The 18,940-nt window shown below is 61.3% G+C and carries 15 protein-coding genes; 1 reads left to right on the forward strand and 14 read right to left on the reverse strand.

The genetic code is table 11. The annotated features are described in order from the left end of the window. Nucleotides 1-2: 2 nt before the first annotated feature. The 4 genes from H8F22_RS06655 to H8F22_RS06670 are packed head-to-tail and all read right to left on the reverse strand — an operon-like array spanning nucleotide 3 to nucleotide 4,176. Nucleotides 3-2,114 (reverse strand): DUF6311 domain-containing protein, encoded by a 2,112-nt coding sequence (locus tag H8F22_RS06655; protein WP_059181444.1) that lies wholly within the window; start codon nucleotides 2,112-2,114, stop codon nucleotides 3-5. Then, entirely contained in the window at nucleotides 2,111-2,497 is a 387-nt protein-coding gene (locus tag H8F22_RS06660) for a GtrA family protein (protein ID WP_027925885.1), read from the reverse strand. Before H8F22_RS06660 ends, H8F22_RS06655 begins: the two co-directional genes overlap by 4 nt. Then, nucleotides 2,494-3,204 carry a class I SAM-dependent methyltransferase gene (locus H8F22_RS06665; protein ID WP_027925886.1) on the reverse strand — a complete coding sequence of 237 codons (711 nt, stop codon included), beginning with the start codon at nucleotides 3,202-3,204 and terminating at the stop codon, nucleotides 2,494-2,496. Before H8F22_RS06665 ends, H8F22_RS06660 begins: the two co-directional genes overlap by 4 nt. Nucleotides 3,205-3,207: 3 nt before the next feature. Next, entirely contained in the window at nucleotides 3,208-4,176 is a 969-nt protein-coding gene (locus H8F22_RS06670; RefSeq protein ID WP_027925887.1) for a glycosyltransferase family 2 protein, read from the reverse strand. 277 nt (nucleotides 4,177-4,453) lie between these two features. Here H8F22_RS06670 and H8F22_RS06675 point away from each other — a divergent pair, with 277 nt between their 5' ends. Continuing rightward, nucleotides 4,454-4,645 carry a YegP family protein gene (locus H8F22_RS06675; protein ID WP_010462174.1) on the forward strand — a complete coding sequence of 64 codons (192 nt, stop codon included), beginning with the start codon at nucleotides 4,454-4,456 and terminating at the stop codon, nucleotides 4,643-4,645. Nucleotides 4,646-4,839: 194 nt separating this feature from the next. On the opposite strand, the gene H8F22_RS06680 is transcribed toward H8F22_RS06675, so the two are convergent. The 10 genes from H8F22_RS06680 to H8F22_RS06725 form a co-directional block, all read right to left on the reverse strand. Then, complete coding sequence (locus H8F22_RS06680) at nucleotides 4,840-5,544, reverse strand: NAD(P)H-dependent oxidoreductase (protein WP_027925888.1); 705 nt, start codon at nucleotides 5,542-5,544, stop codon at nucleotides 4,840-4,842. Between the two features lie 67 nt (nucleotides 5,545-5,611). Then, nucleotides 5,612-7,027 carry an aldehyde dehydrogenase family protein gene (locus tag H8F22_RS06685; protein WP_027925889.1) on the reverse strand — a complete coding sequence of 472 codons (1,416 nt, stop codon included), beginning with the start codon at nucleotides 7,025-7,027 and terminating at the stop codon, nucleotides 5,612-5,614. Continuing rightward, nucleotides 7,020-8,210 carry a pyridoxal phosphate-dependent aminotransferase gene (locus tag H8F22_RS06690; RefSeq protein WP_027925890.1) on the reverse strand — a complete coding sequence of 397 codons (1,191 nt, stop codon included), beginning with the start codon at nucleotides 8,208-8,210 and terminating at the stop codon, nucleotides 7,020-7,022. The genes H8F22_RS06685 and H8F22_RS06690 overlap by 8 nt, the downstream gene beginning before the upstream one ends. A 27-nt stretch (nucleotides 8,211-8,237) precedes the next feature. Further along, nucleotides 8,238-9,845, reverse strand: a complete 1,608-nt coding sequence (locus H8F22_RS06695; protein ID WP_194939862.1) for a 5-guanidino-2-oxopentanoate decarboxylase — start codon at nucleotides 9,843-9,845, stop codon at nucleotides 8,238-8,240. 10 nt (nucleotides 9,846-9,855) lie between these two features. Further along, nucleotides 9,856-11,955 (reverse strand): acetate--CoA ligase family protein, encoded by a 2,100-nt coding sequence (locus H8F22_RS06700; RefSeq protein ID WP_194939863.1) that lies wholly within the window; start codon nucleotides 11,953-11,955, stop codon nucleotides 9,856-9,858. Between the two features lie 18 nt (nucleotides 11,956-11,973). Further along, nucleotides 11,974-13,134: an acyl-CoA dehydrogenase family protein gene (locus H8F22_RS06705; protein ID WP_059181450.1), complete on the reverse strand. Its 1,161-nt coding sequence runs from the start codon at nucleotides 13,132-13,134 to the stop codon at nucleotides 11,974-11,976. 41 nt (nucleotides 13,135-13,175) lie between these two features. Then, complete coding sequence (locus H8F22_RS06710) at nucleotides 13,176-13,967, reverse strand: enoyl-CoA hydratase/isomerase family protein (RefSeq protein WP_194939864.1); 792 nt, start codon at nucleotides 13,965-13,967, stop codon at nucleotides 13,176-13,178. Between the two features lie 332 nt (nucleotides 13,968-14,299). After that, nucleotides 14,300-15,712 carry an amino acid permease gene (locus H8F22_RS06715; protein WP_194939865.1) on the reverse strand — a complete coding sequence of 471 codons (1,413 nt, stop codon included), beginning with the start codon at nucleotides 15,710-15,712 and terminating at the stop codon, nucleotides 14,300-14,302. A 193-nt stretch (nucleotides 15,713-15,905) separates the two neighbouring features. Next, on the reverse strand, nucleotides 15,906-18,167 hold the full coding sequence (locus H8F22_RS06720; protein ID WP_194939866.1) for an ATP-binding protein: 2,262 nt from the start codon (nucleotides 18,165-18,167) through the stop codon (nucleotides 15,906-15,908). Further along, complete coding sequence (locus tag H8F22_RS06725) at nucleotides 18,164-18,937, reverse strand: substrate-binding periplasmic protein (protein WP_059181452.1); 774 nt, start codon at nucleotides 18,935-18,937, stop codon at nucleotides 18,164-18,166. Before H8F22_RS06725 ends, H8F22_RS06720 begins: the two co-directional genes overlap by 4 nt. Nucleotides 18,938-18,940: the final 3 nt, after the last annotated feature.

Raw genomic sequence — 18,940 nt, forward strand, 5'->3', positions numbered from 1 at the left:
CATCAATTGACGGTCAAGGACTTCAAACCGAGTGCGAGTATTCGTGCGTCCTGCCCTATCCCGAACTGTTTGGGGGTGACCGCATCGGCAAATTGAAATTGCAGCCTCAGCACCCCCTGACTCGATACCCGTTGCTGCATCTCGTGCGTGATGGGCACGTCGATAAAGTTGCCATCGGCTTGCTCAAGCCGGGTATTCAGCGCCGGCATGCCATTGATGCTGATGACGACACTTTGCCCTGCATGCCCTGGTGGTAGAAACGCCGTGGCCTCCAGACGCAAGGAATGCACCGGCGCCGGAACCCGGAACATGACTTCAGCTTCGGGACCTTCGGACCAGGTGCCCCAGAGCTCCGAATCGGACCAGCCCCTGGCCAACATCGCCCGCCCCTGGCTGCCATAGGCAAATACGGTTTTTTGTCCGGAATCGAGGGATGGAATCAGCTCCAGCGGGTTGACCTGCGGTGTGGCCTGCAAGCAAGTGCTGCAGCGTTTCCAGCCCGGCGCCAGCACCGTAAAGCCATCAATCCGGGTAAACAGGTCCGATTGGGCATCAATATTCATCACAGACTGGAGCAGCGCACGCTCATCGAGCAGGTACAACGAATCGGCATCATAATTTCCCGACTCCATTTCACGAGCCGTCTCCTGCTCGGATTTGATCCAGTTGACCGTGTCCATCCGCCCAAGGTAAACGGCATTCGTCGCCAGGCCATGGGCACCGGCAAAATCAGCCACCGCCATCCAGTGCGGGGAGAGGTTCTGCGGAACAATCCAGCGGACATTCTTGTAATGAGCTGCGGCGCTTTCCCAGAACGGATCAATCATGGGCGAGGTCCACTTCGCGGCCGGCGCGACCATCAACTGCTTGCGTACCCCCTCCCAGCCCGCATGGGTGTCCAGCACCTGAATCAGCAACGCCAGCGACATCAGACTCACGGCGGTTCGAGGTGTGTTGGCCCGGATCACCAGGAAAAGGATGGTGAAGATAATCGCGTAGTAGACCGGCCAGAACATCCGTCCAGATGCACGGAAGACATTGGCGATAGAGATCACTACCGGGGGCAACGGATAGGTGAGCTCGAGCGAGCCCATCGCCACATGGTTTGACAGCGAAAACAGGGTAAGCCCTGCCAGTGCCAGAAACAGCAGCGGTTGCCGCCCCAGTCGCTGGCGAAAACCGGTTTTACCCTGCAGCAAGCCCACCACGGCACAAATGCCCAGCGTGATCACCCCAAGACCGAGAAACAGAAATCCTTCGCCGTCACCGAACCCTTGAACACCGGGTAAATCCTTCAATACATAGGACCACTGCCCCGGATCGATCAGTGACAGCAGGTTCATGGCGTACATGCCAAAACCATCGGAAATCGCGCCACTGCCCACCGAAAAATAGCCCGCCTGCCAGCAACAAAAACTGACCAGCGAAAACAGCCCGATCAGTTCGATGGCAGCCGACTGCAGCGTCATTTTTTTCCTGAAATAACCAGCCGTGAGATCGGCGATCCAGATCACGGCAACCATCGCCAGAAAGTACGCATGGATCAACGCGGCCGCCGCCAGCAAGGCGCCCCAGGCCAGACGTCGACGGCGCAAATTCGGGTGCAGCCCCAGATACAACGAAGCCAGCACCAGAAAATGCCCACCGAGTGACAAATGGAACGGCATGCGCATGATCATCGGTGGCGCGAAGACAAACAGCGCCGTTCCCACGGCACGTACGCCCACATGGGAAGAAACCAGCCCCAGCAGTTTCCACGCGAACCAGGCCTGCAAGACGAAGCAGGCGAGGAACCACAGCCCGAAATACTGGAAAGGCATCGGCAATAGCGAGGCAAACGGTTTGAACAAGAGGGCCAGCAGCGGGTTGGAATCAGAGAAAATGATGCCGTTACCCAACTCCAGCCCGTAGGAAGGATTGAGCCCGACAGGAAAGGACCACGGCGACTGACGGAAAAACACCCAGCCCAGATAATGCGTCGCCGGATCACCGTTCCCCAGCCATGCAATGTTTTGCGGGTTCAGCGCCCTCGGCCCAACCACGATGAAAAAAGCCACAACACCGATCAATACGGGCAGCAGATTGAGCGGTAGGCGTTTAACAAGATCCTTCATCGGTACGTCCAGAAGTTATGCAGTACAAAGGTGAAGGCCGGAATCGTCAGCGCCACGGCGCCAATCCCCAGCAAGTAATGCAGCCCGGCCATCTGCGCGGCCCAGGCCACCAGCATCGCCAACAGAAAACCGGCGCCGGACACCATCATGAAACGCAGCAGCGTCCGGCCGTGCAATCGTGCGGAAAAACTCCAGGTGGTATTGATCACGTAGGACACCACGGTCGCCACGGCAAACGCCACGCCGTTGGCCAATGGTGGCAACGGCGACACGTAATTGATGAACAGCACGGCCACCAATGCATGCAGGGCGGTGACGAACAACCCGGTGACGGCAAAGCGCAGGCCACGCTTGATCAGGGCGGATTTTTCGGTTGACGTCACGGTTTCTGCGCCAGCACAAACACCGTCAACCCGGCCAGACGATTGGCCTTCATGAACGGCAACTCGATGTTGCACAAGGTCTTCAACAGCGTGTTCACCAGCGGGTGATGCTGCTTGAGTTGCGAACGTGGCGGCGACGGTTGCGCGCCTTTGGGCAGCAATCGCAACGTGGCGGCAATCGGGAACACCAGGCCGAAATAGTAAGTGCCCTGCTGCACCGTCAAGCCGGCCGCTCGGGCCACGGTTTCCAGTTGCGCCAGGGTGTAGCGGCGTTTGTGCTCGAGAAACTCATCATGCCCGCTCCAGAGAAAACGGAACGCCGGCACCGTCATCAGGAATCGGCTGCCAGAGGGGACTTTGTCGACATAGGCCTTGAGCAACCCGACGTCGTCGTCGACATGCTCCAGCACGTCCATCAGCAACACCAGGTCGGCGTCCACCGCATCGATTTCGCGCCGGTAATGCACCGGTTTGCCGGCGGTGCTGGCGTCCGAGTCGGCGTCGTAACTGATGTCCACACACCACGCTTCGCTGGCCGATGAATGACTCAGCAGATGGTGAGAAAAGAACCCGGAGCCTGCGCCCACATCGAGAATTTTCCTGATCGGAGTGCTGCCGAGCAACCGTGTGGTCGCCGCCGCTTTGGAGGCGTAATACCAATGCTGATTGATGCTTGAACCGAGAATGTCGGTTTCCTTGAGATCCACGGTTCAGTCCTTGGGGTCATAGACACGCCGCACCAGATACACCGGCCGGCGTTTCGATTCGATGTAGGTTCGGCCCAGGTACTCACCCAGCACCCCGATGCCGATCAATTGCAGGCCGCCCAGAAAGGTGACCGCCACCATCAACGAGGCATAACCCGGAAGGTCGATACCGGAAATCAGGGTGCGCACGATGATGAAGATGGCGAACGAGAAGGAAATCAGTGAAACGAGCAGCCCGAGGTAGGTCCAGATCCGCAGCGGTTCAGTGCTGAAACTGGTGATGCCCTCCAATGCGAAGTTCCACAACCGCCAGCCATTGAACTTGGTCGCTCCGGCCGCCCGCTCCGGGCGCTCGTAGTTGACCTGGGTGGTGCGAAAACCGACCCAGGCGAACAAACCTTTCATGAAGCGCCGGGACTCGGGCAAGGACTGCAAGGCATCGATCACGCAGCGGTCCATGAGGCGGAAATCGCCGACGTTTTCCGGCAGGTGTTGCTCGGCGATTTTGTTGTGCAGGCGGTAGAACCAGTTGGCCGAGGTCTGTTTGGCCCAGGAGTCGGTGTTGCGACTCACACGATGACCCAGCACCACTTCATAACCTTCACGCCAGCGGGCAATCATCTCGAGAATAACCTCGGGCGGGTCCTGCAAATCAACGTCGATCGGCACCACGACCTGGCCGGTGGCGGTCTGCAAACCTGCGGTCAATGCGGCTTCTTTGCCGAAATTGCGGCTCAGGTCAACGATGCGCAGGCGCGGGTCCGTCAACTGGCGTTCCAGCAAAAGATCCAGTGTGGTGTCGGTGCTGCCGTCATTGACGAACACCAGTTCCAGACCGATCAGCGCCTCGTCCTTGAAGACGTCATTGATCCGCGCGAGGAACAAGTCGACGGTGGCGGCTTCATTGAACACCGGGATGACGAGCGATAACGCCAAATGCCCGGCCAGTTGCGTTCCGTGCTGATGAGTCAATTGATTGCTCTTTTTTATAGTGGTTTTTCTACAATCCGGGGTCGTCGACAGTTTCTCGACGCCATGAGTCGAGTCGTATTAAGCAGGACCATGGGAGGTGATGCAAGGGCGAATCAGAGGGGGTTTTGGCCATTCCCACCGGCCTGCCGGCGCTGGCAGAAATATTTTCAAATGCCTGGAAACAAATGCCCGGTGGCCAAAAAAGCCAGCTCCGCTAGGCTTGCCCACGACGCGTCACACAGGTTGTCGCAATAACCCATCGCATGGAGCGAGCAGTATGTATTTCGAGATTTACAGGCAATCCAAGGGCACCCCGAGCACCGGCAAAGGACAATGGCGCTGGCGGTTGAGGGCGGGGAATCACGAGACCATCGCCAGTGGCGAGTCGTATGTGAACAAGGCCGATTGCCTGCATGCCATCGGGTTGATCAAAGGGGTTGAGGGTGAGACGCCGGTGAAGGAGATTTAAGCCTGATAGGCATTGCCCAGGCTGCCCGGCTTGGGCAGGTGGCGAGCCATTGGTTTTTGGGCTGGATTCACTGTCCTCATCGCGAGCAAGCTCGCTCCCACAGTGGATTTGCGTCGTTTGCAAAACCTGTGGGAGCGAGCTTGCTCGCGATGGGGCCGCAAAGAACACCATCAAACGCCAGGTAAAAACCCGCCTCAAACCGGCAACGGATACAACGCCTCATCAAACTGCGCCAACCGCGGAAACTGCATCGGCTGGTCATCGCTCAAGTGCTCCAGTCGCTGCTGATAGCTCACCAGGAACTCCTTGCGCGCCTCGTCGCTGATGTACGGCACATGCCACGCCACAAACGGTTCCAGCACGTCGAAGCCGACATACGCCAGCGTGCCGCGCAGAATCGGCCGCAGCATGTCTTCCAGAGGACCATGAATCGCGCCGTCACCGAACATGTGTTCGCGCCCGCCCAGGGTCACGGTCACCAGCGCCTTCTTGCCGCTCAAGCCGCCCTGATCGTAAAAGCGCTTGCCGCCGTAGCAGATCCCCGACACCAGCACCCGGTCGATCCAGCCTTTGAGCATGGCAGGCGCCGAGAACCAGAAAATCGGGAAATTGAGGATCAGCAGGTCAGCCCACAACAACTTGTCGAGCTCTTGCTGGATGTCCGGCGCCAGCGACTGGCTTTTCACACCCAGCCGTTGCTCCAGCGCATACACCAGGTACTCCGGGTTCTCCCGCGAAGAAAAGTCATCGGCACTCGCCACCGGGTTCCAGTTCATCGCGTACAAGTCGCTGACCTGCACCTCATGCCCTTGAGCTTCAAGGGTGGCGACGGCCTGGTCACGCAGGGCGGCGGTGAAAGATTGCGGTTCCGGGTGAGCGTGGACGATCAGTACTTTCATGACAATTCCTTAAACATTGACCAACGTTGAGTTTGAAGTCGCAAATGCAAGCCCGTCCATCGAGCGGTCACACCTGAATCGCCTTCACTTCAACGAATTCGTTAAGCCCTTCCTCGCCCCACTCCCGGCCATTGCCCGATTGTTTGTAGCCACCGAAGGGCGCCTGATAATTGAACGCTGCGCCGTTGAGGAAGCACTGCCCGGCACGCAACTGCCGCCCCAGGTGCAAGGCGCGTTCGGCACTGCCGGCCCAGACACCGCTGGACAGGCCGAACGGCGAATCGTTGGCGAGCTGAATCGCCTGCGCTTCATCGGTGTAGGGAATCAGGCACAGCACCGGGCCGAAGATTTCTTCCTGGGCGATGCGCATCCGGTTATCAACATCGGCGAACAGCGTCGGGCTGACGTAGAAACCACGCTCGAAGGCGTCGGCCGTATCGCCGCCGCACACCCGCCGCGCGCCTTCCTGCTGGCCGACCTGAATGTAGTCACGCACGGTGCGCCGTTGCGCCGCCGAACACATCGGCCCAAGGAAACTCTGCGGGTCGAGCGGATCGCCCATGCGCAGGCTTTGGGTTTCGGCGATGGCCAGTTCCACCGCTTCGGCGTAACGACTGGCCGGCAGCAACATGCGAGTCAGCGCGGTGCAGGTCTGCCCGGAGTTGATCATCACGTCTTGCACGCCGTAGCGCACAGCAGCGGCGAGGTCGGCGTCTTCGGCAATCAGCAGCGGCGACTTGCCGCCCAGTTCCAGGCACACGCGCTTCACCGACGGCGCGGCGGCTTGTGCCACGCGAACCCCGGCGCCGGTGGAACCGGTGAACGACACCATGTCGACATCCGGGTGTTTGGCCAGCGCTTCACCGACCTTCGAGCCCGGCCCGCTGACCAGGTTGAACACGCCGGCCGGCAAGCCGATGGCTTCAATCATCTGCGCCAGCAAAAAGGCGTGCAGCGGGGTTTCCTGGCTCGGCTTGACCACCACCGTGCAACCGGCAGCGAGCGCCGGGGCGAGCTTGCCGATCAATTGATGCAGCGGGTAGTTCCACGGATTGATGAAGGCGCACACGCCCACCGCTTCGCGAATCACCAGCGAGTTGCCGACCTCACGCACTTCGTCCATCAGGCCTGCGAGTTCGACGTACTGCTCCAGCCCAGTGATCGGGCCGTCGACCTGCACCGAGCGGCACCACTGCACCGGCATGCCCAGTTCAGTGGTGATAACCGAAGCCATCTCATCAGCCCGCGCGCGCAACTGCTCGGCGAGGGCGCGGATGTAACCGGCCCGCACACTCGATGGCGTGCGCGACCATGAGCTGAACGCTTTGCGTGCGGCGGCCACCGCGTTGTCGACATCGCGCTCATCGCCCAGCGGCACTGAACCTGCGACTTCTTCCGTGGCCGGGTTGATCACCTCGGCGATGCCCTGCCCCGACGGGGTTTGCCAGCGGCCATCGATAAACAGCGCTTTATGGTTATGCATAAACCTGAGACTCCAGCAATTCAGTGGCGCAACGGGTGATGCGCTGGCAGGCGTCACGCAACGGCTCCGCGCCCAACACCAGCCCCAGGCGAATGTGCCCGGCAGCGCTCGGACCGAAGGCTTCACCGGCCAGCACCGACACGCCATGGCGGTCGAGCAAGCGGTCGGCAAACGCCTGGGCGCTGAGCCCGGTGTCGCGGATATCGACCATCACGAACATCCCGCCATCGGGTTTCAAGGCCTTCACGCCGGGGCAATCAGCCAGGCATTCGCAAACCAGATCACGGCGTTGGCGATAGGCTTCGCGCATGGCCTCCAGCTCGGGCAAGTTGCTTTCCAGTGCAACGACGGCGGCGTCCTGCACGAAGTCCGGCAAGCCATAGAGCATGCACAGCGCGAGGTTTTCCAGGTGCGCCGCGAGCGCCGGTGGTGCCACCGCCCAGCCGATTCGCCAGCCGGTCATGGCGTGGGATTTCGACAGGCTGTTGAGCGTCGCGGTGCGCTCGGCCATGCCCGGCAAACTGGCCGGGCTGACGTGCTCGCCGTCGAACAACAACTCGCTGTAAACCTCATCGGAAATCAGCCACAGGTCGTGGGCGATGCACAGGTCGGCCAACGCCTGCCAGGTGGCGCGGGACAAACTGGCGCCCGACGGGTTGTGCGGACTGTTCAGCGCCAATGCCCGAGTGCGCGGGGTGATGCGGGCCGCGACGTCTTCTGGCAGCACACGGAAACCGTTTTCGGAGCGCACCGGCACCGGAATCACCACAGCGCCACAGGCTCCGAATACCGCTTCATAGGTCACGTACATCGGCTCGGCGACAATCACTTCATCGCCAGGGTTGAGCACGCACTGGGCGACGCTGAACAACGCGCATTGCGCGCCGGCCAGGACAATAACCTGATCGGCCGAGACCTGTTGACCACTGCGGCGGCCGTAGTGCCTGGCGATGCTTTCACGCAAGGCGCGCTTGCCACGCACGTCGGCGTAGTGGGTGTTGCCGGACAACAGGCTGTCGATGGCGGCCTGCACGATTGGCGCCGGGGTGTCGAAATCCGGGTCGCCAACCGACAGCAGCAGAATGTCTTCACCCTGCTCCTGCAGCGCGAGTGCGCGGTAATGGATGTCCCACGCGGCAGCGCCGTCACCGGCGATACGTTGAGTCAGATCGGAAAAGCGCATGGCGATACCTCTGCCAGAAAATGAAAATCAGTGCGCGCACGCGTGCTTGAGTTCGATCAGGGTCACGCCGTTGCGCTTGAAGCCGTGGCGCAGATCGGTTTGCAACTCGGCGAGGCTTTGCGGCTGGCTCACGGTGCAACCGAAGGCGCGACCGAGGGCGGCGAAATCCGGGTTGCGCGGCAGTACGCCAATCGGTTCGATGTCGAGCCCGAGCATGTCATCGCGAATCTGCCCCAGCGCGTCGTTGTTCCACAGCAGCACCACCAGCGGGCTGTCGAGCTCTTCGACGGCGGTCGCCAGCTCTTGCGCGGTGTAGAGGAAACCACCGTCGCCGACCAACACCAGCCCTGGCCGCTGCGGCGCGCCGAACTTGGCGCCGATGCCGGCTGGCAAGCCATAGCCCAAGGTGCCGTAACCGGTCGGGTGCAACCAGCTGCGCGGTGCCAGGCTGTTGAAGGCGTAGTTGCCGGTGTAGGCCAGTTGGGTCATGTCGGTGCTGATGAACGCGTCGGCCGGCAACTCGGCGGCGATACGGTCAAGGATCGCCTGGTGGATCGACTGCAACGGGCCATGGCTTGCCTTCACAGCTTCGCGCAAGGCCCCGACGGCAGAAATCGCTGCGCTGGCATCACGCGCGGTGGACGGCAGACGTTCCAGCAGCGCGACGAGGGTTTGTTGGGCATCACCGTGCAATGCCACCGCACACGGGTAGAAATCGTTGAACTTGCGCGGGTCGATGTCCACGCGCAGCAGTTCGGCATTCAGCGGCAAGCGCTCGCGCCAGAAATCGGTGTCGGCCATTTCAGTGCCGACCGCCAGCACAACATCGGCCTCGGCGATCAGGTTCCAGCCGGGTTCAACGCACAGGGTCGAGCCCGCGCTCAGCGGCGCATCCGGCGGCAACAAACCTTTGCCGGCGACGCTGGTGAACAGCGGCGCAGCGAGTCGGGTGCTGATCTCTTGCAGCGCTTGTTGCGCATTCAACGCGCCGCCACCGGCAATGATCATCGGCCGCTTGGCGTTTTGCAGCTTGGCCACAGCCTCGTCCAGCGCGGTGGTTGAGGCGGCGCCACGACCTGGACGACGGACCACGTCGTTGCTCCAGTCGCGGCTGATTTTTGCCGACAACACGTCCAGCGGCACCGAGATGTGCACCGGGCGTGGACGCTCGCTGTCGAACACCGCGTAGGCCCGGGCGATCAGTTCGGGCAGGTCCTCGGCGCTCAATGCGACCGCCGAGAACGCGGTGATCGGTGCGGTGATCGCGCGTTGGTCCTGGGTCTCGTGCAGACAACCCCAACCCTTGCCGAGGCTGGCGGTGTGGTTGACGCTGGAAATCACCAGCATCGGAATCGAGTCGGCATACGCCTGGCCGATACCGGTGGCAGCATTGGTCACGCCCGGTCCGGTGATGATGAAGCACACGCCCGGTTTGCCGCTGACGCGTGCATAGCCGTCAGCCATGAAACTGGCGCCCTGCTCGTGGCGGGTCAAGACGTGGCGTATGCCGCTGCCGGGCAAGCCGCGATACAACTCCAGCGTGTGCACGCCGGGAATGCCGAACACGGTGTCGACGCCGTAGTTGGCCAGCAGACGCACCAGGGCCTGGCCACCGGTCAATGTTGTGGTTTGCATGTTCACATCCTCACTCGTGGCCAAGGCGAATCAACGCATCGACCGCAGTCGTGCCAGCGGCACCGACCAACAATGGGTTCACATCGAGTTCCAGCAACTGCCCGGCGTTTTCGCAGGCGTAATCGGCCACCGCACGGATCGCTGTCACCAGCGAATCCAGATCCGCCGCTTCGCGTCCGCGAAACCCTTGCAGCAACGCCGCACTGCGCAGGCTTAAAACGGCCTTGCGAATGGCGCCGTCGGTGGTCGGCAGCAGCAGGCTGCGGCTGTCTTTGAGCAACTCCACCAGAATCCCGCCAGCACCGATAACCAAGGCGAGGCCGAAGTCGTTTTCGCGTTTGATACCGACGATCAATTCAGCCAGCGGCGGTTTAGCCATCGGCTCCAGCAGCACGTGATCGAACGGCACCTGCGGTGCGTACTCGGCAATGCTTGCGCGCATTTTTTCCAGGGCGGCGCTCAGGGCCGTGGCGTCCTTGAGGTTCAGCGCTACGGCACCGGCTTCGGTTTTGTGTGGCAGTTGCGCGCTGACCGCTTTGAGCACCAACGGATAACCCAGTGCGTCGGCGTCACTCAGCGCGTTGTCCGGCGTGCTCATTACGCCGTTGGGCGTCGGCAGGCCGAAGGCATGCAATGCTTTTTTCGAATCCCACTCGTTGAGCAATCGTCCTTCGCCAACCAAGGCGTGCGGACAGTGCGGCACCAGCGCCGACTCACCGAGCGCCAGCAGCGCCTGACGATTGCGTTGATAACCGGCGATTCGTCCCCACGCCGCCAAGCCGTCTTCCACGCCTTGCAACGCAGCGACGCCTTGCGCATGCAGACGTTCACGAGCGTGAGCCGGAAGCAATTCGGGAAACGCCGAGGTGACGAAACCGGTCTTGCCGTGGCGCACCAGCGCGGCGCAAAACAGCTCCAGCAGCAGGTCGCATTCCTTGCGCTCCCCGGTGAACTCAGCCGGGTAATCAAGCACCAGCATCGCGGCGTCGGCTTCGGTGCGCAGGGCACTGTCGAGCATGCGGTTCAACGCTTCGCCGTCACCCCAGATCGCCGTGGTGAAATCCAGCGGATTGACCAGGTTGGCGTAGGTTGGAAGGACCTGTGCCAGTTCCCCGACCTGGCCTTCATCGAGCTTGGGCAGGCTCAAGTCATTGCGTTCGGCGTAGTCGGCAATCAGCCCGGCATCGCCACCCGAACAGGCCAAAGCAATCAGGCTGTTACCCGCCGGCAACTGGCCGCAGGCCGCGGCTTTCAGGGTTTCGACAAAACTCACCGGGCCACTGACTCGGATCACGCCGAGGCGCGCAAACAGGCTGTCGTAGAGCGCGTCGGAGCCCGACAGCGAACTGGTGTGACTGAGCGCCAGTTCGGCACCGATCTGCGACACGCCGGTTTTCAGGGCGATGATCGGGATGCCCTTCTCCAGCGCCTTGTGTGCGGCACGGGCGAAACCCGGCACGTTTTTCAGGCCTTCGAGGTGCAGGCCGATGGCCGTGACGCGCGGCTCATCGAGCAACACGTCCATCAATTCGGCAATGCCCAGTTGCGCCTGATTGCCGACCGACGCCATGTAGGCCACCGGCAGCGAGCGGTCGCTCATCGACAGGTTATAGGCGAAGTTGCCGCTCTGGGTCAGCACGGCAACACCCTTCTCCACCGGTTTGCCGCCATGGGCCACCGGCCACAGCGCGGAGCTGTGCAGGTAGTCGAGCAAGCCGTAGCAGTTGGGGCCGAGCAACGCCATGTTGCCAGCCGCTTTGAGTAACTGTTGTTGCAAGGCCTGGCCTTCAGCGCCGGTTTCGGCAAACCCGGAGGCGTAGCAGATCGCGCCGCCCGCGCCCTTGGCCGCCAGTTCGGCGACGCAGGTCAGGGTCAGTTCGCGGTTGGTCGCGATGAACACCGCGTCCGGGCCGCACGGCAGTTCGGCGATGTTGCGCACACACGGCACGCCTTCAAGTGTGTCGTGCTGCGGATTGACCAGCCACATCTCGCCCAGGTAGCCACCTTCGGCGCAGCGCTTGAGCGCGCGGGCCATGCTGCGGCCACCGACAAACGCCAGATGGCGCGGTGCGAGCAGGCGTTTGAGGTTGTCACGAATCGTCTGCGACATAAACATTCTCCGGGCCGATCAGCGCAACAGCGGCCGCAGCAATTCGCGGGAAATGATGTGGCGCTGGATCTCCGAAGTGCCTTCCCAGACACGCTCGATCCGCGCGTTACGCCAGATGCGCTCCACCGGGCATTCATCCATCAGGCCCATGCCACCGAAAATCTGCACCGCCTCATCAGCGACCTTGCCGAGCACTTCACTGGCGAACAGTTTGGCCATGCCGGCTTCGCCATCGGTCATGGTGCCCTGGTCCATTTTCCACGCGGTGTGCAGGGTCAGCAGTTCGGCCGCGCGGATCTGCGTGACCATGTCCGCGAGCTTGAACGAGACACCTTGATAGGTGCCGATTGGCTGGCCGAACTGCTTGCGATCCGCCGCCCATTGCAGCGACACATCCAGCGCCCGTTGCGCCTGACCGACGCAGTTGGCGGCAACCATGACGCGCCCGGCAGTCAGCCAGGCGTTGGCCACGTCCCAGCCCTTGCCGACTTCGCCCAGCACTTTGGACGCGGGGACACGGCAATCGTCGAAGAACATTTCGTAGGTGTGGTAACCGCGGTTGCTCACGCACTTCGGACCGCGGCGGATGGTCATGCCCGGCGTGTTGCGGTCGACCAGGAACGAGGTCACGGCATTGCGCTGGCGGCCGTTGTGCTCGTAGGTGTCGGTCACCGCGAAGACGATGGCGAAGTCGGCGTGGCCGGCGTGGCTGATGAAGTGTTTGCTGCCATTCAGAATGAAGTCATCACCGTCGCGGACGGCGCGGGTCTTGATCGCGTTGGCGTCGGAACCGGCACCCGGTTCGGTCAGCGCGAAGCAGTCGATTTTCTCGCCCTGGATGCACGGCAACAGGTAGTCGTTGATCTGATCACCGGTGCAGGCCATGAGGATTTTCGACGGCCGGGCAACGAACACATGCAACGCCCAGGAGACCTTCGACAGCTCACGTTCGATCAGCGCCTGAGACAGGTAGTCCAGACCGCCGCCGCCGACTTCTTCCGGCATGTTGAAGGCATAGAAACCGGCGGCAATGGCCTTGCCGCGAATCTGTGCCGCCAGCTCCGGGGAAACTTCGTCGGCACGGTCGACCGCTTCCTCATGGGGCAGCAGTTCCTTGGCGACAAAACTGCGTACCGCGTCCACCAACATTTCTTGTTCTTGGGTCAGTTGGAAATTCATGGGGCTACCTGTTGTTCGTGTGCTGAAGGTGGTGTCGGGACTTAGCGACCGATGAAATTGGCCGGGCGTTTTTCGATCGAGGCGCGCAAGGCTTCGTTGCCGTCTTCGCTGCGGCCGCACAACAGGCCGGCGGCGAGTTCGGCTTGCAGCTGCTCGGGCAGGCTGCGCTGAGCGCTTTCACGCATGAGTTTTTTGGTCTGGGCGAAGGCGAATGTCGGGCCGTTGGCCAGGCGCGAAGCAAGTTCAGTGGTGACGTCGAGCAGTTGCTCATCGGCGCAGACTTCGCCAACCAGGCCGGCGGCCAACGCGCGATCGGCGCCCCACAATTCGTCGAGGAACAACAGGCGTTTGGCTTGTTCAGTACCGATCAGCCGAGGCAGATGCCAACTGGCGCCAGCGTCCGGCGAGTAAGCCATGCTGGTATAGCCGGCCTTGAAGCGCGCCGATTGCGCAGCGATGCGTAAATCGCAGCACAGCGTCAGGTCCATGCCGGCGCCGACGGCAGTGCCGTTGATGGCGGCGATGGTCGGTTTTTCCAGGCTGTACAGACGACTCATCAAGGCGTGAGCGGTTTCGGTCCAGCCGTAGGTTTCAAGGGCGCCACGGGCTTCGGCTTCGGCCCATTCGGCCAGGTCGGCACCGGCGCAGAAACTGCGACCGCTGCCGGTCAGCACAACGACTCGCACGGCGGGGTCGGCGTTGAATTGGTCCAGCAAGGCGTGGAGGTTTTTCAGGGTCGGGATGTCCAGCGCATTGCGCTGGGCCGTGCGATTGAGGGTGATCCAGGCAACGCCGGCTTCAACCTGACTGAGCAGAGAAGATTGAGTAGTCATGCGAATCCTCGAATTATTGTGATTGGTCTGAGGTGATGCGACTTGAGGCCATACTAAACGAGTGTTCAGTAAGGCGGCAATCGGCAGGAAAATGCGCTGTAACAGCTTAAAAAGCTGTCTATCTAATTGTATTTAAAGGATTTATTTTATTTATCCAGCGCCATGAAGATAGCGCTGTTACAACTTCGAACAACTGCCTACAGCCCACCGCAAAACAACTGTGGGAGCGAGTTTGCTCGCGATTGCGGTATCACATTCAACATCTCTGCTGACTGATCGACCGCTATCGCGAGCAAGCTCGCTCCCACAGGGAATCGTTTGGAATCAGGAAATTAAACGGTCGGCAAACTCGGTGCCAACACCGCTTCGCGCTTGCGATGAATCAGGAAGTACGCGCCGTAGCACAACGCAATAAACCCAAAGCCCCAGTACAGCGAAGGCCGTTGCGTTTCATCCAGCGCGAGAAACACAAACAATGAGCAGCACAACGCAATGCACGTCAGCGGCAGCAGCGGGAACCACGGCGCCCGGTACTTCAGATCACTGAGCTTGCCGCCATCACGCAGATACGCCCGACGGAATTTGTACTGCGCCAACGCGATCACAATCCAGGTCACGGTGCCGGACATGCCACTCACTGCCATCAGCACCATGAACAGCGTGTCTGCCGCGACAAAACTGGTCATCAGCGACACCAGTGCAAAGCACAAGGTGATGCTCAGCGCCCGCAGTGGTACGCCGCGTTTGCTCAAAGGCGACAGGCTTTTCGGCGCCATGCCGGTCTTGGACATCGCCCACAGAATGCGCGTCGAGGCATACAGGCCGGAGTTGCCCACCGACAGAATCGCCGTGAGGATCACGAAGTTCATCAGGTCAGCGGCATAAGGAATGCCGACCATGTCGAACACCTGCACGAACGGACTTTCCATCAACCCAGCCTGCTGCCACGGCACAATCGCCGAGAGCACCACAATCGCCAGCACGTAGAAAATCAATACGCGAAACACCACGTTGCGCACCGCGCGCGGGATGCTTTTTTCCGGCTGATCGGTTTCGCCGGCGGCCACGCCCATGATCTCGCAGCCCTGGAAGGCATAGACCACGGTCATCATCACCGCGAACACCGCCGACAGGCCGTTGGGGAACAGTGAGTCGCCGATCAGGTTGTTCATCATCGGCGCCGGAGCACCACTGGTCAGCGGGATGGCGCCGAAGATCACCAGCACGCCGACGACGATAAAGCCCAGAATCGCCGCGACCTTGATCCCGGAGAACCAGTATTCCGCTTCACCGAAGGCGCGGGTCGCCAGCGCCTTCAAACCGAACAGCACCACCACGAACAGCGCCGACCAATACCAGATCGGCACCGCCGGAAACCAGCGCGTCATCAACATGCCCGCCGCCGTAAATTCCAGGCCCACAGTGGTCGCCCAGCTCATCCAGTACACCCAGCCGATCATGAAGCCGGTGGCCGGCCCGATGAATTTGGTGGCGTGGGTTTGAAACGAGCCGGACACCGGCATTTGTACGGACAGTTCGCCCAGGCAGACCATCACCAGGTACATCAGGAAACCGGCGACCAGATACGCCAGAATCGCGCCCACCGGCCCGCCCTGGTTGATGGTCACGCCGGAGCCCATGAACAGCCCGGTGCCGATCACGCCGCCCAGCGACAACATGAAAATGTGCCGGCTTTTCAGGGCGCGGGTGAGTTGGATGCCTTTGGTTTCGGTAGATTCGCTCATGTTCGCACCTCAATAGTCAGCAAGGTGTGCGGCATGGCGCGGGGAAGGATCAGCTTTACGGCAGTTCATTATTATTATCTCCAATAAGCTTCGAAGACCGCGCTGTGGCGGTTGCCTCGATTATTGGAAGCGCATGTAAGGTCCGATTGACCGTAAAGATCAAAGTTGTAAAAAGTCGTAACGAACTTGTACGTCAGCGGGACAACAACTCAGCCAGCGTCTGTTGCGAACGCCGCAATTGCGCATGAAGTTGAGAAGCCAAGGTCCGCATCGTCTGCTCATCATTGACCATCGCGGCCTCTTCCAAAGCGCGCAGCACATTGGCCAACGCACGAAAGCCCAATGAGTCGCAGCTGCCGGCCAGTCGATGGGCCAGGTGGGCGACTTCAGTGCAATCGTCAGCCTCGATGGCTTCGGTGAGTGCGTCACGATGCTGATGGATCGAGTCACGCAACACCGCCAGCAAGCCCTGCAGTTTCTGCTCCCCGAGCAAGGTCCGATGGGTGTACAGCAGCGGCCAGTCCATCGCCTCGTCATCTGGTTGCGATGTGGACACCGGCAGTTGCCCGGCCAGCACTTGTCGCAGGTTTTCGAGCTTCAGCGGCTTGGCGAGAATGCCGTCCATGCCGGCCTCCAGATAACCGCGCATCAAGGCCGGCTGCACGCTGGCGGTCAGGGCGAAGATCCGCGCCTGACGGTTCGGGCCTTGGGTGTGGCGGATCAGCTTGCACAGCTCGACGCCGCTGATGCCCGGCAGGTGCACATCGAGCAGGATCAAATCGAAGGCTTGCCCGGCACACTGCGCCAGCGCCTGCTCGCCTTCTTCGGCAAGCCAGACCTGATGCCCGTCACGCTGCAACAAGCCGCTGACCACTTCGCGGTTCAGCGCCACATCCTCGACCACCAGCACCTTCAGCGCCTGCACCGACTCGCTGCTGTGCGCCACCGTGGTGAGGCCGGTAGACGCCTGCAACGTCAGTTCGAACCAGAAACAACTGCCCCGCCCGACTTCGCTTTCGACGCCAATCCGCCCGCCCAACTGCTCGACCAGATGCTTGCTGATCGCCAGCCCGAGCCCGGTTCCGCCAAAGCGTTGCGCCACCTCTTCGCTGGCCTGGGTGAAACGTTCGAAGATCTTCTCCTGCATGGCCGGGGCGATGCCAATGCCGTTGTCTGTCACGCTCACGCGCAGCCGTTGCCCGGTCTGTTCCGGACCTTGAGCCAGCAGCGCGACGTCGACCTCAACCTTGCCGCCCTCGGTGAACTTGATCGCGTTGGCCAGCAAATTACTCAGCACCTGACGCAAGAATTGCTCGGCTCCGTGATGGCGCTCGGCGACCTGTGGATCGATTCGACAGTGCAGCGTCGTGTCGCTGCTCAGCGCGCGTGGTTCCAGCAGCGTCAGCACCTCATCGAGCAATTGCCGGACCGAAAAGTCGACCGGTTCCGGGTGACTGACGCCCTCCTCCAATCGCGCGAAATACAGCACTTCGTTGAGAATCGACAGCAGCCCTTCGCCCGCCTTGTACAGCGCATCCAGACGTTTGCCGTCACGCTCATCCAGACGTGCGCCGCGCAGCAATTCGGCCATGCCGAGAATGCCGTTGAGCGGGGTGCGCAACTCGTGGCTCATGGTCGCCAGAAAACGCGACTTGGCGAGGTTGGCGGCCTCGGCTTCGTCCTTGGCGCGCATCAGGCTGGCGGTGCGACGCTCGACCAGCCTGAGCAATTCATCGCGGTTGTCTTGCAGGGCCAGCCGATCGGTTTCGCGGCGGTCAATGTCGCTGAGAATGGCCCGGCGCATGTCGTCCAGCGCGTGGGCCACGGTGTCGATTTCGTCTTCGTGAGCGTGACGGCGTTTGTCCAGGTGCAACGGCTCGTGCCAGTCACCGGCAGCGATGCGTCGGGCAAACTCGGCCATGACTTGCAGGTGCCGGGTGACCAAGCGGTAGAACAGCCCCGACAACGCCACGGCCAGACCGCACAGAAACACGCTCATCCACAGCAGGCTGGTCAAACCGGTGGCGAACAGGCGCTGATGCACCGCGCCCAGATCGGTGCTGACCTCCAACTGGCCCAAGTGCCGTGAAGGCCCGGTTGGCGGTTGATAATCCAGTTCAAAACGCTCGATGCGCAACGGCCCGATCGGGTCGGCATTGCCTTGCAGCAGATCGAAATCGGGGCTGATCAGGTGCACCCGCGCCACATCGGAAAAGTCCACCAGGCCCCGCAACTGCACGTTCAGTTGTTCCTGGTTCAAGTCCCAGAGACTGCGCTCCAGACTGGCCAGGTAACCGGCCCGAATCAGCTCCATGCGCGAGTCAATGTCGCGCATCTCACGGCGGTATTCGAAGTACAGCTGCACGGTGCTCGCCAGCACGGTGAAACACAGGCTGAACAACAGAATAAACAGCAGCAGACGTCGCAGTAATCCACCCGGACGCGCGCGGATCATTTGGCGTTTGCCGGCAGGTTGACCATGTCACGGTAGGTGACTTCGCTTTCATTCAACCACTGCTCGACTTCTCCAGCATCGACCATGCGTTTCAGTTGCGCGTCGATCTGCGGCATGCGCTTGGCCAAGGGGGACTTGCGCGATATGGCCACCCGCAAATAGTCGACGCTCAAGGCATTCGGTAGCGCGACGATGTCTTGCGCGCCCGGCAGGTTCTCGACGTACAGCTGACCGGTGCGTCGTTCCGAGGTGATGAAATCGATACGTGCGCGGATCAGTTTGCCGAAGTTCTGGCCGCTGTCAGAGACCCATTCGATGTTCTGGTGTTGCGCGACCAAGCGATCGAAATCGACGCCGTAACTTTCACCGAACAGCAACCCGCCACGGTAATGGGCCAGGTCCTCCAGACGCTCGAATTTCACCGGGTGCTGACGATTGATGAACAACGCTACCTCCTCGCGCAACACCGGCACCGTCGAAAACACCATGCTCTGCTCCCGTTGCGCGGTGCTATAAGCCAGCACCACATCGACCCGGCCTTCAGCGGCGTCGAGCAGGCAGCGTTTCCAGTTGCCCAGCACGACGATGTCGACGTCATAACCCAGCCGCCCAAAGAGGTTTTTCACCACGCTCGGGGCCAGCCCGCGTACTTGTTTGCCGTCACTCCAGGAGATTGGCGGGTAGACCGGGTAGTCGCAGTAGCGCACTTTTTCCGCGGCCATCGCGCGGGTCGCGGCCAGCGCCAACAGCAGGCCAAATACCCGCCACATCGG

The sequence above is a fragment of the Pseudomonas mucoides genome, assembly GCF_015461845.1.
GTDB lineage: Bacteria > Pseudomonadota > Gammaproteobacteria > Pseudomonadales > Pseudomonadaceae > Aquipseudomonas > Aquipseudomonas mucoides.

Coding starts and splice junctions, on each gene's coding strand:
- H8F22_RS06690 (WP_027925890.1), bottom strand. CDS start 8,210: ATGCGCTTTTCCGATCTGACTCAACGTATCGCCGGTGACGGCGCTGCC.
- H8F22_RS06700 (WP_194939863.1), bottom strand. CDS start 11,955: ATGTCGCAGACGATTCGTGACAACCTCAAACGCCTGCTCGCACCGCGC.
- H8F22_RS06720 (WP_194939866.1), bottom strand. CDS start 18,167: ATGATCCGCGCGCGTCCGGGTGGATTACTGCGACGTCTGCTGCTGTTT.
- H8F22_RS06680 (WP_027925888.1), bottom strand. CDS start 5,544: ATGAAAGTACTGATCGTCCACGCTCACCCGGAACCGCAATCTTTCACC.
- H8F22_RS06705 (WP_059181450.1), bottom strand. CDS start 13,134: ATGAATTTCCAACTGACCCAAGAACAAGAAATGTTGGTGGACGCGGTA.
- H8F22_RS06675 (WP_010462174.1), top strand. CDS start 4,454: ATGTATTTCGAGATTTACAGGCAATCCAAGGGCACCCCGAGCACCGGC.
- H8F22_RS06655 (WP_059181444.1), bottom strand. CDS start 2,114: ATGAAGGATCTTGTTAAACGCCTACCGCTCAATCTGCTGCCCGTATTG.
- H8F22_RS06685 (WP_027925889.1), bottom strand. CDS start 7,027: ATGCATAACCATAAAGCGCTGTTTATCGATGGCCGCTGGCAAACCCCG.
- H8F22_RS06710 (WP_194939864.1), bottom strand. CDS start 13,967: ATGACTACTCAATCTTCTCTGCTCAGTCAGGTTGAAGCCGGCGTTGCC.
- H8F22_RS06695 (WP_194939862.1), bottom strand. CDS start 9,845: ATGCAAACCACAACATTGACCGGTGGCCAGGCCCTGGTGCGTCTGCTG.
- H8F22_RS06715 (WP_194939865.1), bottom strand. CDS start 15,712: ATGAGCGAATCTACCGAAACCAAAGGCATCCAACTCACCCGCGCCCTG.
- H8F22_RS06725 (WP_059181452.1), bottom strand. CDS start 18,937: ATGTGGCGGGTATTTGGCCTGCTGTTGGCGCTGGCCGCGACCCGCGCG.